Source organism: Rhizomonospora bruguierae, assembly GCF_018397995.1.
Classification (GTDB): Bacteria; Actinomycetota; Actinomycetes; order Mycobacteriales; family Micromonosporaceae; genus Rhizomonospora; species Rhizomonospora bruguierae.
The window spans coordinates 189,699-204,756 of sequence record NZ_BBQH01000012.1; the positions used below are offsets into that span (position 1 = coordinate 189,699).

Genomic DNA, 15,058 nt, shown 5'->3' on the forward strand with positions numbered 1-15,058 from the left:
CCCGTCACGACCTCGCGGCCGGGGCGAGGTCCTCGAAGGCCGCCAGATACCCGCGAGCGCAGTGGGCGAGCGTGAACTGGGCCGGCAGCAGGCTCTCCCGCGATGCCCGCTTCCGGGTCGCGTCCCGCAGTGCCTCCGCGACCAGCCCGGGGTCCGCCGGGTCGACCTGCCGCATGACGCGGGCCAGCGTCTCGGAGCCGAGCGAGCCCGCCGGCACCACGCACGGCAGTCCGCAGGCGAGCGCCTCCAGCCCCGCCATCGGCAGCCCTACCTCCATCCGCGCGGTGGTGAGCAGGGCCACGTCCGCGGCCGAGTAGTACCGTCGCACGTCGTCCCGGTGCACCCGGCCGACGAATCGCACCATCTCACCCAACCGCAGGTCGCGGGCCAGGCCACGCAGGCGGCTCTCGTCCGGCCCGTCGCCGACTATGAGGAACGCGTAGTCCGCCGCATGTCCGCGGTCGCGCAGCGTGGCAGCCGCCCGCAGCACCCGGTCCAGCCGCTTCTGTACGTGCACCCGGCCGACGCAGGCGACGACGGCGGTGGCTTCGGCAATACCCAGCGCCCGCCGGATCTCCGCCCGCCCGGCCGGGTCGAAGGCGCGCTCCTCGACACGCACGCCGTTATGGATCAACTGCACCCGCTCCGCCGGCACGGACCAGCGTAGCGGCGCGGCGGCCAGCGACCGGACGACGTTGTCTCCGACCGCGACGATCCGGTCGAAGTCCCGGTACCGGGCGGCGTCCCGGAGCAGCCCGAGCGCGTTCTTCGGCGTCGTGGCGAGCGACCGCGGGTTAGCCGCCCGCAGCTTCGATCCGATTTCCATGGTGGACGTCCCGTGGGCCTGCATCACGAACGGCGTCCCCGGGTGCCGTTCACGGTCACGGACCACCGAGTACGCCCCCGCGCTCACCGAGAGCACGACGCCCGGCGCTTCGGCCAGTGCGGACCAGTAGCGGCGGGAGGCTTCCCACCACCCCGCGGAATAGGCGCCGGGGCGGGTACCGGCGAGCGGTACGACCCTGACACCATCCTCGGTGAACGGAGCCTCCGTCCCCGGTAGCACGGTGGTCACGACGCACACCTCGCGGACCGACCGGGCCCACTCGACCGCCAGGCTCCACGCCAGCGTCTCCATGCCGCCCGTATGGTGGTGCGGCGTGGCGCGGGAATAAATCAGTATCGACTCGATCACGTGAGCGTCCTATACAGCGCTTCTAGCTTGTCGGTCTGTCGGCGCAGGTCGAACCGCTCCCGGACCAGGTTCCGGCCGGCCTTGCCGAACTGGTCGCACAGTTGCGGATCGCGCAGGAGCGCCACCAACCGCTCTGCCAGGTCCGCCGGCTTCCGCTCGGGCACCAGGAAGCCGTTGGTGCCGTCCGTGACGGCCTCGGGAATACCGCCGTGGTCCGTACCCACCACCGGCTTGCCGGATGCGCCAGCCTCCAGCAGCACCATGCCCAGCCCTTCCTGGTCGCCATTCGCGGCGGTGACACTGGGCAGGCACAGCACCTGCGACTCGGCCAGCAGCCGCAGCGTCTCGCCGTGCGGTTGGGCGCCGAGGAACCGGACCGCGTCCGCCACGGCCAACTCGGTGGCCAGGTCGTTCAGCGCGGCGTGCAGTGGACCGTCGCCGACGATCACCAGTTCGGCGTCGGGGACCGCCGTGCGGACGAGGGCGAACGCGCGCAGGAGGTCGTCCGTGCCCTTCTTGGCGACCAGGCGCGCCACATGCAGGATCCGGGGGGCGTCGATAACGCCGGTGGGCCGGATCGCCTCCACGTCCACGCCGATCGGCAGGACGACCGTGCGCTCCGCCGGGTACCCCCAGTCCACCGCGCGGCGGCGGATGTGCTCGGAGACGCAGATGAAGGCGGCGCCGGAGTCGAACAGGTCGCCCCGCCAGCCGACATAGTTCATCCAGGACGGCTTCCGCGAGGCCAGGAGTTGGGACTTCGTGACCGTCACGTCGAAGCCGTGCAACGTGGTGACCAGCGGCACCCCCAGCGCCCTCGCCAGTGGGGCAGCGTAGACGCCCTCAACGCCGAAGTGGGCATGCAGCAACGCGGTCCGCCGCTCCTTGAGCGCCGCCCGCAGCGGTCCCGGGCAGCGCGCCACCGTGTACGCCAGCACCGCCCGGCGTCCGAAATCCGCCACGCTAACCGAGTCGACATCCGGCCCGGTCGGCACCGGGTCCCTCGCCACGTACAGCGGCCGGTGCCGGCGCAGGGCGCCCGCCTGGGCCCGGATGAAGGTCTCCGACGGCAGGAACTGCTGATGTCTCAGCACGCCGACCGTCGGCCCGGCCGGGTGCGCTTCCGGCATTGTCCTTCGCCTCCTCGCCAACGGGGCGGATCAGGTGAGCGATCAGCAGTGCAAGCACCGGAATCAGGTGGATCTCGCCGAAGACATCAGTGTTCTCGCCCATGCCCTGGACGACGACCCAGGCGAGGGCGGCACCCGCGAACGCGACGAACCGTTTGTCGACCCCGGCGCGGCGGGACAGGCCGCCAGCGACGAGCCAGCACGCCACCGCGAAGAACGCGACGCTCAGCGCCAGGCCCGCGAGGCCAGCATTGGACCAGGCGGCCAGCAGGACGTTGTGCGGGGGGAAGCTGCGGTAGAGCCCGCGCTCGGCGGCGTAGTCCGGAAAGCCGGCGTCCCAGCCGCCGTACCCCAGCCCGAGCAGCGGGTGCTCCCGGAAGGACTCCCCGCCGAACTCCCAGATGGCGGTGCGGCCGACGAACGCCTCGACGATCGCACGGCGCAGGGCAGCATTGACGACGAGCAGCAGAAGGGCGCCCGCCGCTCCCGCCGAAACCGCACCGACCAGCAGGTACCGGCGGGCGGCGGGCAGGGTGAAGCGGCTCATCTGGTACGAGCCGAGGGCGGCCGCGGGCAGCACGACCGCGAGGATCGTGGCGGACTTCGAGCCGGTGAACGGGACGGCGGCGAGCGCGACGACCCCGGTCGCGGCCACCCAGCGGGTGCGGGTCAGGCCCGCCACGGCCAGCGCGGCGAGCCCATTCACGCCGAGGAACATGGCGGCCACGTTCGCGTTGACGAAGACCCCACCCGCCTTGGCAGGGTCGAGGACGTTGTTCGGACTGTCGCCGAACAGGGCCACGACCGTGTTGTGCCCAGCGAAGAAGCCACCGACTGAACGCAGGAAGGCGTCCTCGACACCGGGCAGGAAACGGAAGGTGACGACAAGGCACGCCTCCGCGATCACCCACGGCCAGTAGAACGACTGGATGGAGCGCAGCAGTGCGGGTTTGCGTCGTAGCGCGGCGGCCATCACCGCCAGCGTGACGATGAACTGTCCGAGCAGGACCACCGGTTGCAGGCCGGCACGCGGGTCGGGCGACCAGGCGAGCGCGAGCACCCGCACCACCAACAGCCCGGCCAGGACGGCGAACAGGCCGGTGTGCGGAAGTGACGGCCACGGGCGGCGCGCGAGCCGGACCAGGCCGCCCGCCGCGAGCAGCAGGGCGACCAGCGTCGTGAGCGCCACGTCGAGCGTGCCTTCGGGGAGCAGGTACACCTGCGGCAGCGCGAGGAAGAGAAGGATGGCGGCCTGTGTTCGCGGTGCTGAGCCAGAGACCGCACCGGCGATGTGGCCGGCCAGTCCACGGACCGTGCGGGACGACGGAGCACTAGACATGGGCGTCCTCGGCTCCCTGGTCGACCGCCCGCGCCACGATCTCCCGCAGCACCTCACCACGATGTTCCCAACCGAAGTTCCGGGCGTACCCGGTCCGGGCGTGGATGTCCTCGTCAGCGCCGGGATCGATCGCCGCCAGGACCCGGGCCACGAAGTCGTCGGTGTCGCCGGCGACTTCGACGAGGCTGGTCTCCCCGGCGACCCGCACGACCTCCGGGATCGCGGTGCTGACCACGCCGACGCCGCCCGCCAGGTACTCGTAGCACTTGAGCGGGCTGACCCCGGCGGTGTATCCGTTGCGGGCGTAGGGGATCAACCCGATCGTGCATTCTCCGACCACCTCGGCCAGCCGGTCCAGCTTGAGCACGCCCAGGTACTTCGCGCCCAGCCGCTGAAGTTCCGCCAGTTCGGCGGCGAAGCCGGTCGCGACCGGGCCGGCCAGCAGCAGATCGCCGCGGCCACGCAGCGCGGTCGCGAGCGCGCGCAGCAGATTGGTGTCGAGTTTGTGGGGCGACAGGTTGCCCGCGAATATCGCCGCCGGGCGGCGTCGCGCGGCGGGGCGCGCCGCCGCCGAGAACACGTCCACGTCAGCGACGTTCGGCAGCGTGCGGACGCGGGGGAAAGCCACCCCGGCGAGGTGCTCGGCCACCCCGTCGCTGGTCGCGATCGCCATTGTCGCCCGCGTCGCGAGCCGCCGCTCCCCCGCGCCGACCGCCACCGCGTCGATGCCGGGAAACGCCTGGTAGATGTCGACGCAGTGGTAGAGAGTGCAGTCGGCGTACCGCTCCAGGTCGTAGGTGACCGGGGTGAACGTCCATAGGATCCGGGGACGAGGGCCACGGCGCCACTGCGTGACGGCCCGCTCCAGCAGGAGCCGGTTCGGCACGCGCGTCGGCGCCCGGTGCAGTGGCACCACGAGCGGGGAAATGATCTTCGCGCGCTCGGGTATCGGGCGGTACGCGGTCGTGGTCTGCCCGCGGATGGAGTTGCGCAGCCGCTGCGCCATCCGCCCGAGGTCCCGAGCGTCCACCCGCGGTCGCCGCAGCCCGAGGGACTCGACGAAGTGCGTGTCGTACGCCCGGGCCAGCTCACGCACCACGTAGTGCTGGTTCGTGGCGATCGGCGAACTCCACTCGGCGGTCCCGAGCACCAGGATCGTGGGTGACGCACCCGTCACGGCTGCTCCGATCGCTGAACGGCTGCGGTATCCGTGGCGCGGATCCGGGCGAAGCTGTCGCGCAGGCCGCTGCGCAGCGCCCTGGCCGCTGGGCGCTCCACCAACCGGTAGGTGGCGTAGCCGAGCAGCAGAACGGCGGCCACGACCACGGCGGCCAACAGCAACGGCGGCACCCGGTCGTGCAACTGTCTGATCGCGGCCAGGCCCAGCTGGTGGTGCAGCAGGTACACCGGGTAGGTGAGCGCGCCGACGGTCACCAGCCCGCGCCACCGCACCCAGGAGAACCAGCCCAGCGCCACTCCCACCATGACCGCGAAGAACACCAGCATGACGGCCAGCGTGACCGGGTAGGAGATGATGCCCCGCTTCACCGGGTCGCGCTGCGCCAAGCAGGCCATGGAGATCGCGATCGAGGTGCCGAGCATGCACCACAGCAGCAGATCCGGACCGAACCGGCGAATCAGATACAACGTGATGCCGGCTACGAAGAACGGCGCGTAGAACGGCTCCACAATCGCGTTGAGGAAGCCAGAGCCCGTATAGATCGAGAACAACGACACGACCGTCCAGAGCATGCTGAACAGGACCACCCGACGATACGTGACCCCGAGGTGGACCACGATCGCGAACAGCAGGTAGAACTTCAGCTCCACGAAGAGCGTCCAGTACACGCTGTCGACGGACGGGACGTTCAGGAACTTCTGCAGCATGGTCAGGTTGATCGCCACATGCGACAGGTGCGGCCGTTCCCCCTCCAGTGGCAGCAGCGAGAGCACGGCCGCGGTCACCACGACAGCGAACATGTACCCGGGCATCAGCCGGGCCACCCGAGAGGTGAAGAACTGGGCCAGCGAGCGCCCCCAACTACTCATGCAGATGACGAAGCCGCTGATCACGAAGAACGCCTCGACGCCGAGCCACGCGTACTGCAGGGCCGCCTTCACCGGGGCGCCGAACGCCGCCTCGTCGGCGCCCCAGGCACCGCCGGACGAGGGCAGAAAGTGGTATCCGACGATCGCCATGGCCGCGACGAAGCGCAGCAGGTCCACGACGTAGTGCCGGTTCTCCGCATCGGGGGGTGGCGCACCAGCCCCGTCGACCCCCGAGGCCGCTTCGGCGACGCTGGGCGTGGCTGGCGGCGGCAGTCCTGTCGACGATGCCTCGACGGCAGGTACTGTCCGGGTCTCGATGCTCATTGGTTCCTCGGGTGGCGCGCTCTGCTCGGCACCGGAAGGATATGTGAGGGCCGCTCGGCGTGGTGACCCGCCGTGTTTGCCGCCCCGTGGCCGTTCGCATATCTTCAGCTCATGTCGGGGGACGTCGCGCTGTTGCTGCACCGCGCCGGCTTCGGCCCCACACCGGCCGAACTCGCCGCGGCGCGCCAGTCCGGCTACGCCCGGACACTGTCGAATCTTGTCGAACCCCCTGGTCCGGACGTGGATGCCACCGGCGCCCCCATGCCGGAGATCGGCTTGGACCCGTTCGCCGGCCTGCTGGACCCGGCGCCCGAACAGGTCGCCCGGGCGCACGCCATCCGTCGCGAGCAGACCAAGTTGATCTCCCAATGGTGGCTCGACAGGATGGTCGTGGCCAGCCACCAGGCGGTCGAGCGGCTCCAGTTCTTCTGGCAGGGTCACTGGGCCACGAAGGTCCCCAGCGCCCAGCTCATGCTCGGGCAGCACCGTGCGCTGCGGGCCGCCCGTGACTTCACCGACATGGCGCACCGGATGGTCGCCGACCGGGCCCTGGTGTACTGGCTGGACGGCCAGCACAACAAGAAGGACGCACCGAACGAGAACCTCGCCCGCGAGCTGTTCGAACTGTTCATGCTCGGCATCGGGAACTACACCGAGAAGGACGTCAAGGAGGCCGCCCGGGCGCTGACCGGGTACCGCGTCGCGCTGGACAAGGAAGCACTGATCTTCGACCCGCAGCACCACGACACGGGGCTGAAGAGCGTCCTCGGCACCACTGCGAACCTCAACGCCCGCGGCCTTGTGGACCTGGTACTGACGCAGAAGTCCTGCCCCCGATTCATCGCCTCCCGCATGTGGTACCGCTACGCGTCGGCCAGCGACCCGATACCGGAGCGCGTTCAGGAGCGGATGGCCGCCGCATTCCCGCGGCCCCTGGCGATGCTCAAGGCGATGTTCGAGGACGATGCCTTCGGCACCACGGCCGGCACGATGGTGAAGCAGCCGGTCGAGTGGTTCGTCGGGGCGCTGCGCCACCTCGGCCTGCGGCCGGCGCGCCTGGATAACGAGAACTTCGATCGCCTCTACTGGGCGCTGGACGCGCTGGGGCAGCGCCCGTTCGCTCCGCCCAGCGTCGGCGGCTGGCCCGCCGGTACCGCCTGGCTGACCTCCGCCGCCGCGAACGGCAAGCTGGCCATCGCCAAGGAACTGGTCGACCTGGTGGACCCCGCACCGATGACGCCAGAGAGCGTGGCCTACGTACTGTGCGTGGAAAAGTGGACGGACCGCACGTACGCGGTGATGAAGGGCGTCACGGATCCCCGCCTGTTGCTGACGCTCGGCCTCGTGAGCCCCGAGTACCAGGTGACCTGAATGGACGCACTGACCCGCCGCCGCTTCCTCCTCGCATCGGGCGCCGCCGGCGCCGCCGCCCTGGCCACCGGCTCGGCGGCCGTCCTGGGCCTCCGTGAACTGCTCGGCAAGGCTCCCGCCACCCCGGCGGACCACCAGCCGAAGCTGGTCCTGGTCACCCTCTACGGCGGCAACGACGGACTGAACACGGTCATCCCGTACGCCGACCCGGCGTACTTCCGCTGGCGCCCGGAACTGGCGTACGCGCCCGACAGGGTGCTCCGGCTGGACGACAGCCTCGGGCTCAACCCGATACTGACCGGGCTGAAGCGGATCTGGGACGCCAAGCGCCTCGCGATCATCCGGGGCGTGCAGTACCCGAAGCCCAACCGGAGCCACTTCCGCTCGATGGACATCTGGCAGTCGGCCTCCCCCAGCGGACCGGTCAACACGGGCTGGATCGGGCGCTGGCTGGACGGCACGAAGGCACCGGTCGAGGCTGCGGTGAGTTTCGAACCCGTCCTCCCGCCCGTGCTCGTGGGCCGGACCCGGGCCGGCGCCTGCGTCAGCTACCAGGGCCTCGACCTGCCCGCCTGGATGGACGCGAACCTGGTCGCCGCGCTCGGCCGCCCCCAGCCCGGGGAGCCGCCGATGCAGGCGCGGGCCGCCGCCGCCTACGCCGACCTGATCAGCATGGAGCGGGTCGTCCGCGACGCGGAACGGATCACGGCCGGCCCCGCCGAGGAGAGCGAGGCCCCCGAGGTCGCCGCCACCGGCACCGGCGGGACCGGCGCGCTCGGGACCCAACTCGCGCTGGTCGCCCGCTGTGTGGAGGCCGGCGTGCCGACCCGGGTGTACTCGGTGAGCCTCGGCGGATTCGACACCCATGCCGCCGAACGTGCCGGGCACGAGGTGCTCCTGGGCCAGTTGGACCGGTCCCTCACCAGCTTTGTGGACCGGTTGTCCCGTACCGAGGCCGGCCGCCGGGTGACCGTGGTCGTCTACAGCGAGTTCGGCCGCCGGGTGCGGGCCAACGCCTCCGACGGCACCGACCATGGCACCGCGGGTCCGGTTCTCGTCCTTGGCCCCGGGGTCGCGGGCGGCTTCTACGGCGAGCAGCCCAGCCTGACCGACCTCGACGACGGCGACCTCAAGGCGACGGTGGACTTCCGCGACGTCTTCGGGACGGTGCTCGCCTCGGTGCTCGGTGCCGAGCCGGCCCGGTACCTGAACGGGTACCAGGCGAAGCTGCTGCCGTTCCTGCCACCGTCCTGACGCGACCGGCTACCGGCCCCCGCCCCGGAACACTTCGGCGATGGTCCGCAGCAGGACCTTCAGGTCCAGCCAGAGCGACCAGTTCTCGATGTAGTAGTTGTCGAAGCGGGCCCGGTCGGAGATGGGGGTGTCGCCGCGCAGCCCGCTCACCTGGGCGAGGCCGGTCAGCCCGACCGGCACCCGGTGGCGCATGGCGTAGTCGGGGTGCTCGGCGGAGAACTTCTCCACGAAGTACGGCCGCTCGGGTCGGGGGCCCACCACGGTCATGTCGCCGCGCAGGATGTTCCACAACTGCGGCAGTTCGTCCAGCGAGGTGCGGCGCATGAAGCGGCCCACCGGGCCCACCCGCTGGTCGTTCGCGATGGACCAGTTCGTCTGCGACTCGTGTTCGTCCACCGGGCGCATCGAACGGAACTTGATTACCTTGAACGGCTTGCCGTGCCGGCCGATCCGCTCCTGGTAGAAGAAGATGCCCCGGCCGCCCTCGAGGAACGTCGCCACCGCGCAGAGCAGCAGCACCGGGCTGAGCAGGATCAGTGCCAGCGAGGCGAACGCGATGTCCGAGGCCCGCTTCGCCGCCCACCGTGGACCCGACAGCGTCGTGTGCCGGATCTGCACCACCGGGATCGCTCCGATGTGGTCGGGCCGGGTGCCGTGGAACCGGGAGCCCCACAGCCGCGGCACCGCCCACAGGTCGCACCGCTCGCAGGCCGGGCTCCGCAGCACCTCCATCAACTCGGCCTCCGGGCAGTCGATGTCGGCGATGATGAGCACGTCGGACTCGACCAGGGGGATCAGCTTCTCCAGGTCGTCCAGGCCACCGAGCAGCGGCATGCTGCGACTCGGCCGCTCCGCGCCGGCGGCGCCACGCGCGGCGGCGTCCGTCTCGTCCGTGTCGGCGCTGCCGGCGTCCGCCCCGCTGGCGCTGGCGCTGCTCCGCGGGTTGACGGCGTCGACGAAGCCGGCGAACCGGAGGCCGTACTGGGGGTAGCGGCGGAGGAGCCGGGCCAGGTCCACACCGATCGGGCCGCTCCCGATGATCACCGCGTTGTGCTCGACCCACCGCCGCTTGCGTGCGATCAGCGTCACGGTGCGACTCACCGCCCGGCCGACGATGACCAGGCCGGCCGACAGCGCCACCCCTCGCATGAACGTCGCCATGTACTCGACCGAGTCGTGCCGCAGCGCCGCGATGATGGACACGATCGCCGACGATGCCAGCAGCCGCCCGCACAGTCCCGGCAACTCGTCCAGGAGGCTGACGTGCCGCCGGGCGTGGTACAGCCCACCGGAGACGAAAATCGTCATCGTCAGGGCGGCCGTGAACAGTGTGCCCTTCCAGAACCGGTCGGTGAGCAGCAGCGGCGCCAGCAGCGCCGCCAGGTCCACCGGGGCCACCAGCATCCACGCCCGCAGCGGTCGGGTCCGCCGTGAGGCGCTCGACACCGCGTACGGCAGCACCGCCGTGGTCCCGTTTGCCGGCTCGTCGTCGACCATCACCGCCAGGACCGCCGCCGCCTGGGCCGCGTCAACGTCCGGTGTCGCGGTCGCCGTCGCTGTGGGCGTGCCGGCTGTGGGTGTGGCCTGCCGCGGGGCCGCTTCCGGGCCGGCCTTGCCAGCGCTCTCGGCGGTGTCCCCGTCGGCGTCCCCGTCGCGGGTGGGCCTGGGGCAAGGGATCGACCGCTGATCGGTCCCGCCGTCCGGTGACAGCGCCGCAGACCGATCAGCCGCTTCGATGACGGGCATCTCCACTGTCGCCTCGCGGCCCACCGCAGCGAGACTGGAACTGCTCATGCGATCCCCCGAAGATGTGCAGTGGTCGCGCGTGTCCCCGGACGTGCGGCCGTGAGCAGGATACGGCCGATCGACCGGCCCCGCTATGCCGCTCCGGCGCGGGGCGGCGGCCATTCGCACGCCTTCCTGCCCTTTCGCGCCATTGGCACGAACCCCCACCCGCTCGCGCCCACACCGGCACGACGTGGGCGGCATCGGGTCTCCCGTGCCCGGTCAGCCCTCGGGTTCCATCGCCTCGGCGAGGGCGTCGGGGTCGATCTGCTCGGTGAACGCGGCCGCTTCGGCGTCGCGGGCGGCCATCGCCTCCTTCACGGCGCGGATCGCGACGCCGGCCGGGTAGCCCTTGCGCGCCAGCATGCCGGTGACCTTTCGGAACACCGCCTCGGGCGGGCCGGTGGCGGTGCGCAGCCGGCGCTCGGCGAGGGCGCGCGCGGTGGCGGCCTCGGTCTCGGGGTCCAGCTCCTCCAGGGCGGCGCCGGCGGCGTCCACGTCCACGCCGCGCTGGCGCAGTTCGTTGGCCAGCGCCCGGCGGGCGAGCCCGCGACCGTGGTGGCGGCTGGTCACCCAGGCGCGGGCGAAGGCGGCGTCGTCGATGATGCCGACCTCGTCGTACCGGTCGAGCACCTCGGCGGTCGTCTCCGGGGAGATGCCCTTCCGGCGCAGCGCGGCTGCCAACTCGGCGCGGGTGCGGGGGCGCACGGCGAGCTGACGCAGGCAGATCTCCCGCGCTACCTCCGCCTCGGCTCGCTGCGGGGCCGGCTCCGGTGCGCGGGCGCCCGGGAGGTCCGTCGGGTCTGGGGGGTCAGCGGCGCCCGGGGCGCTGGTCGGATCGGCGGAGTCGGCGGAGTCGGAGAAATCGGCGGGGTCGGGCGGGTACGCCGCGCGGCGGGGCGCACCGGAGGCGGGTAGCGCCCCCTCCGGCCATCCCGCCTCCGCGTCCTCGGACCAGCCCGCGGCCAGCGGCCCACCACGCCGCCGGCGCCCGGACCGGGAACCGCCCGTCGCACCCGCCCGGGGCGGGGCGGCATCCCACCCGCGCCCCGAACGGGCGCCTCGCCTGCCCGGCACCAAACCCGCGGGCCGATCAGAAGTCGACCGGCGGCAGCTCCGGGCCACCGGTGGCGTCCGCACCGGCGCCCGCGCCGACGCCGAGCTTCTCGAGGATCTTCTTCTCGATCTCGGCCGCCACGTCCGGGTTCTCCTTGAGGAACGTGCGGGCATTCTCCTTGCCCTGACCGAGCTGGTCGCCGTCGTAGGTGTACCAGGCGCCGGACTTGCGGATGAAGCCCTGCTCCACGCCGACGTCGATCAGCGAGCCCTCGCGGGAGATCCCCTTGCCGTACATGATGTCGAACTCGGCCTGCTTGAACGGGCTGGCCACCTTGTTCTTGACGACCTTGACCCGGGTCCGGTTGCCGACCACCTCGGTGCCGTCCTTGAGGCTCTCGATGCGGCGCACGTCCAGCCGGACCGAGGCGTAGAACTTCAGCGCCTTGCCGCCGGTGGTGGTCTCCGGGCTGCCGAACATCACGCCGATCTTCTCGCGCAACTGGTTGATGAAGATGGCGGTGGTGCCGGAGTTGTTCAGCACGCCGGTGATCTTCCGCAGCGCCTGGCTCATCAGCCGGGCCTGGAGGCCGACGTGGCTGTCGCCCATCTCGCCCTCGATCTCGGCGCGGGGCACCAGCGCGGCCACCGAGTCGATCACGATGATGTCCAGCGCGCCGGAGCGGACCAGCATGTCCGCGATCTCCAGCGCCTGCTCGCCGGTATCCGGCTGGGAGACCAGCAGCGCGTCGGTGTCCACCCCCAGGGCGCGGGCGTACTCCGGGTCCAGCGCGTGCTCTGCGTCGATGAACGCGGCGATGCCGCCGCCGCGCTGGGCGTTGGCGATCGCGTGCAGCGTCACCGTGGTCTTGCCGCTGGACTCCGGGCCGTAGACCTCCACGATCCGGCCGCGGGGCAGGCCGCCGATGCCGAGCGCCACGTCCAGCGCGATGGAGCCGGTGGGGATCACCGCCGTCTGCACCACCGGCCGCTCCCCCAGCCGCATGACCGACCCCTTGCCGAACTGCTTGTCGATCTGGGCCAGGGCCAGGTCCAGCGCCTTTCCCTTGTCCGGTCCTGCCGCCATGCTCGCCACCCCTGTCGTCGCCGTCTTGGCCGGTCTCTTCGTCACGCCGACACGCTAGGCGCTGGGTCCGACAGAAAACAGCCGCCGGGCCGTAGACCGCGGATGAGCGCCGACGCGAGGACCATACCCGAACATCTGTACGATCATGAACGGACTCGCCGAACGGGTGTACGAGCAGGTCAGCGCAGCTTCGTGGGGACCCGGTCCGGATACGCGGCGCACACGGCCCGCCACACGGTGAGCGCGGGCTCGCCCGCCTCCAGGGCCTCCACGACCGTGCGCCCGCCGAGCTGGGGCAGCACCTGGTCGCGGGCGACGCTGGCGGCGTACACCGGGCCGAACGCCTGCTCGAAGCGGGACCAGAAGTCGGTCAGTCGCACCGGATCACTCCTCCTCCACCGGCGGCACGGGCCGCAGCGCCAGCGCCACCAAGGGCACCGTCACCAGGGCCGCGAGCAGGGTGAGCGTCGGGTACCCCGCGGCGTGCACCACGAACCCGCCCAGCGCGCCGGCGAGCGCGCCGGCCAGCCCCATGCTCAGGTCGGTCAGGCCCTGCGCCGCCGGCCGGTCCGGCGGCGGCACCGACTCGGACAGCAGCGTCGAGCCGGCCACCATCGTGCCCGACCAGCCCAGCCCCAGCAGTACCAGGCCCACCCCGAGCCGGACCGTGTCGTGCCCCGCGGTCCCGGCCACCGCGCAGGCGGCCACCAGCAGGGTCACCCCGCCGAGGATCACCGCGCGCCGGCCGAGCCGGTCGGACAGCACCCCGACCAGCGGGGACAGCGCGTACATGCCGGCGATGTGCAGGCTGAGCACCAGGCCCACGACGCGCAGCACGTCCGCGTCGCCGTGCGACTCGCCGATCCGCACCGGCGTCATCGACATCACGCCGACCATCACCGCGTGCCCCACCGCGACGGCCGCGATGCCGAGCCGCGCCGCCGGCCGCCGGGCCACGACGGGCAGCGCCGACCTCACCCCGGTTCTCCGGGTACCGGGGGCGGCGGCGGCCGGGGTCGCCAGGCGCAGCGGGTCGGGGCGCAGCAGGGCGAGCAGCGTGAGGGCCGAGAGCGCGAACGCCACGGCCGACAGCGCGAACGGCCCGCTCAGCGGCGGCACGCCCAGCGGGCGGGTGGTGGCGTCGGCGAGGGCGGCGAAGTTCGGCGCCGAGACCGCGCCGAGGGTGGTGGCCCAGACGATGAGCGACAGGTCCCGGCCGCGGCGCCCCGGCGGGGAGAGGTCCATCGCGGCGTAGCGGGCCTGGAGGCCGGCGGCGCTGCCGCCGCCGAACAGCAGCATGCCGGCGAGCACCAGCGACACCGAGCGCAGCGCCGCCCCGCCCACCACGACCAGGGCGCCGGCCGCGCCGCACAGGTACGCCAGCGCCAGCGCGGGCCGCCGCCCGCGCGACTGCGTCAGCCGGGTGACCGGGATCGCCAGCAGCGCGCCGCCGATCACGCTCGAGCTGCCCGCCAGCCCGGAGATGCCGGCGCCGCCGAGCCGGGCCGCCAGCAGGGCGCCGACCGAGATGCCCAGCGTCACCCCGACGCCGCCGATCACCTGGGTACCGAACAGCAGCGCGAGCGTCCGGCGCCGCACCCGCGCGAGGTGGGGCGGGACGGTGGCCGCGGGCGTGGGTGCCGGCGGGCCGGCGGGAACGGTGTCGGGGCTGGCCGAAGGGCGCGTCGTGGTCATCGTCCGCATCGTTTCGCGCGGCCGGGCCACGATCAAGAGATTTCGAGCCACGCGTCCACCGGGCCGGTGCCCGGCCCCGGGCGTGCGGCGTCAGGCGGCGAGGGCGGCGGCGGCCACCTTCAGGTCGGCGACCAGGCCGCTGTACGCGGTCTGCCGGTCGTCGGCGCGCAGCACGGCGGACGGGTGGATGGTGGCGACCAGCTTGGCCGGCTCGACCGGGAAGTCCTGCGGCCGCTGGGCGGACTCGGGCCACGGGAGCACCGTGCCGCGCGACTGGGTGACCCGGAACGACGGGCCGAGCAGCGCCTTGGCGGCGGTGGCGCCGAGGACCACGACGACGTCGGGGCGCAGGGCGGCGAACTCGGCGACCAGCCAGGGGCGGCAGGCGGTGATCTCGATGCGGTCCGGCGACTGGTGGATGCGGCGCTTGCCGGGCCCGGACTGCTTGAACTTGAAGTGCTTGACCGCGTTGGTGATGTAGAGGTGCTCCACCGGCAGCCCGGCCTCGTCGACGGCGCGGCGCAGCAGGTGCCCGGCCGGGCCGACGAACGGCAGGCCCTGCCGGTCCTCCTGGTCGCCGGGCTGCTCGCCGACGAACACCAGCTTCGCGCCCGCGTCGCCCCGGCCGAACACGGTCTGGGTGGCGTCCTGGTACAGGTGGCAGCCCTGGCAGCCGGCCGCGGCGGCGCGCAGCTCGTCGAGGTCGGGCGGTCCGGACGGGACGAACTCCTGCGCTCCCGGTGCGGTCTCGGTCATCCCCCGTTTCTACCCGA

Annotated in this window: 13 protein-coding genes; 2 read left to right on the plus strand and 11 right to left on the minus strand. The window is 72.4% G+C overall.

Annotated features, from left to right (window positions below):
* Nucleotides 1–4 precede the first annotated feature (4 nt).
* The 5 genes from KJS59_RS04330 to KJS59_RS04350 are packed head-to-tail and all read right to left on the minus strand — an operon-like array spanning nucleotide 5 to nucleotide 6,037.
* Entirely contained in the window at nucleotides 5–1,195 is a 1,191-nt protein-coding gene (locus tag KJS59_RS04330) for a glycosyltransferase family 4 protein (RefSeq protein ID WP_213450966.1), read from the minus strand.
* Nucleotides 1,192–2,205, minus strand: coding sequence for a glycosyltransferase (locus KJS59_RS04335; RefSeq protein ID WP_249713871.1), 1,014 nt, complete (start codon nucleotides 2,203–2,205; stop codon nucleotides 1,192–1,194). Before KJS59_RS04335 ends, KJS59_RS04330 begins: the two co-directional genes overlap by 4 nt.
* Complete coding sequence (locus KJS59_RS04340) at nucleotides 2,159–3,664, minus strand: O-antigen ligase family protein (RefSeq protein WP_213450968.1); 1,506 nt, start codon at nucleotides 3,662–3,664, stop codon at nucleotides 2,159–2,161. The genes KJS59_RS04335 and KJS59_RS04340 overlap by 47 nt, the downstream gene beginning before the upstream one ends.
* Complete coding sequence (locus tag KJS59_RS04345) at nucleotides 3,657–4,841, minus strand: glycosyltransferase (RefSeq protein WP_249713858.1); 1,185 nt, start codon at nucleotides 4,839–4,841, stop codon at nucleotides 3,657–3,659. Before KJS59_RS04345 ends, KJS59_RS04340 begins: the two co-directional genes overlap by 8 nt.
* Entirely contained in the window at nucleotides 4,838–6,037 is a 1,200-nt protein-coding gene (locus KJS59_RS04350; protein WP_213450969.1) for an acyltransferase family protein, read from the minus strand. Before KJS59_RS04350 ends, KJS59_RS04345 begins: the two co-directional genes overlap by 4 nt.
* Before the next feature lie 111 nt (nucleotides 6,038–6,148).
* Between KJS59_RS04350 and KJS59_RS04355 the strand changes: the two genes are divergently transcribed.
* Together KJS59_RS04355 and KJS59_RS04360 are read left to right on the plus strand one after the other, a co-directional pair.
* Nucleotides 6,149–7,408 (plus strand): DUF1800 domain-containing protein, encoded by a 1,260-nt coding sequence (locus tag KJS59_RS04355; protein WP_213450970.1) that lies wholly within the window; start codon nucleotides 6,149–6,151, stop codon nucleotides 7,406–7,408.
* Nucleotides 7,409–8,662 carry a DUF1501 domain-containing protein gene (locus KJS59_RS04360; protein ID WP_213450971.1) on the plus strand — a complete coding sequence of 418 codons (1,254 nt, stop codon included), beginning with the start codon at nucleotides 7,409–7,411 and terminating at the stop codon, nucleotides 8,660–8,662.
* Nucleotides 8,663–8,671: 9 nt separating this feature from the next.
* On the opposite strand, the gene KJS59_RS04365 is transcribed toward KJS59_RS04360, so the two are convergent.
* The 6 genes from KJS59_RS04365 to KJS59_RS04390 form a co-directional block, all read right to left on the minus strand.
* Nucleotides 8,672–10,159: a sugar transferase gene (locus KJS59_RS04365; protein ID WP_249713872.1), complete on the minus strand. Its 1,488-nt coding sequence runs from the start codon at nucleotides 10,157–10,159 to the stop codon at nucleotides 8,672–8,674.
* 510 nt (nucleotides 10,160–10,669) lie between these two features.
* Nucleotides 10,670–11,524, minus strand: a complete 855-nt coding sequence (locus KJS59_RS31990; RefSeq protein ID WP_213450972.1) for a regulatory protein RecX — start codon at nucleotides 11,522–11,524, stop codon at nucleotides 10,670–10,672.
* 16 nt (nucleotides 11,525–11,540) lie between these two features.
* Complete coding sequence (gene recA, locus KJS59_RS04375) at nucleotides 11,541–12,590, minus strand: recombinase RecA (protein WP_213451048.1); 1,050 nt, start codon at nucleotides 12,588–12,590, stop codon at nucleotides 11,541–11,543.
* Between the two features lie 179 nt (nucleotides 12,591–12,769).
* Nucleotides 12,770–12,970, minus strand: a complete 201-nt coding sequence (locus tag KJS59_RS04380) for a DUF3046 domain-containing protein (protein WP_213450973.1) — start codon at nucleotides 12,968–12,970, stop codon at nucleotides 12,770–12,772.
* A 4-nt stretch (nucleotides 12,971–12,974) separates the two neighbouring features.
* Nucleotides 12,975–14,285 (minus strand): MFS transporter, encoded by a 1,311-nt coding sequence (locus tag KJS59_RS04385; RefSeq protein ID WP_213450974.1) that lies wholly within the window; start codon nucleotides 14,283–14,285, stop codon nucleotides 12,975–12,977.
* A 90-nt stretch (nucleotides 14,286–14,375) separates the two neighbouring features.
* On the minus strand, nucleotides 14,376–15,041 hold the full coding sequence (locus tag KJS59_RS04390) for a UdgX family uracil-DNA binding protein (RefSeq protein WP_213450975.1): 666 nt from the start codon (nucleotides 15,039–15,041) through the stop codon (nucleotides 14,376–14,378).
* Nucleotides 15,042–15,058 lie beyond the last annotated feature (17 nt).

What these genes read in the sequence shown, in the direction of transcription:
- KJS59_RS04340 (WP_213450968.1), bottom strand. Translation starts at nt 3,664, where the DNA reads ATGTCTAGTGCTCCGTCGTCCCGCACGGTCCGTGGACTGGCCGGCCAC.
- KJS59_RS04350 (WP_213450969.1), bottom strand. Translation starts at nt 6,037, where the DNA reads ATGAGCATCGAGACCCGGACAGTACCTGCCGTCGAGGCATCGTCGACA.
- KJS59_RS04355 (WP_213450970.1), top strand. Translation starts at nt 6,149, where the DNA reads ATGTCGGGGGACGTCGCGCTGTTGCTGCACCGCGCCGGCTTCGGCCCC.
- KJS59_RS04360 (WP_213450971.1), top strand. Translation starts at nt 7,409, where the DNA reads ATGGACGCACTGACCCGCCGCCGCTTCCTCCTCGCATCGGGCGCCGCC.
- KJS59_RS04365 (WP_249713872.1), bottom strand. Translation starts at nt 10,159, where the DNA reads ATGGTCGACGACGAGCCGGCAAACGGGACCACGGCGGTGCTGCCGTAC.
- recA (WP_213451048.1), bottom strand. Translation starts at nt 12,590, where the DNA reads ATGGCGGCAGGACCGGACAAGGGAAAGGCGCTGGACCTGGCCCTGGCC.
- KJS59_RS04385 (WP_213450974.1), bottom strand. Translation starts at nt 14,285, where the DNA reads ATGACCACGACGCGCCCTTCGGCCAGCCCCGACACCGTTCCCGCCGGC.
- KJS59_RS04390 (WP_213450975.1), bottom strand. Translation starts at nt 15,041, where the DNA reads ATGACCGAGACCGCACCGGGAGCGCAGGAGTTCGTCCCGTCCGGACCG.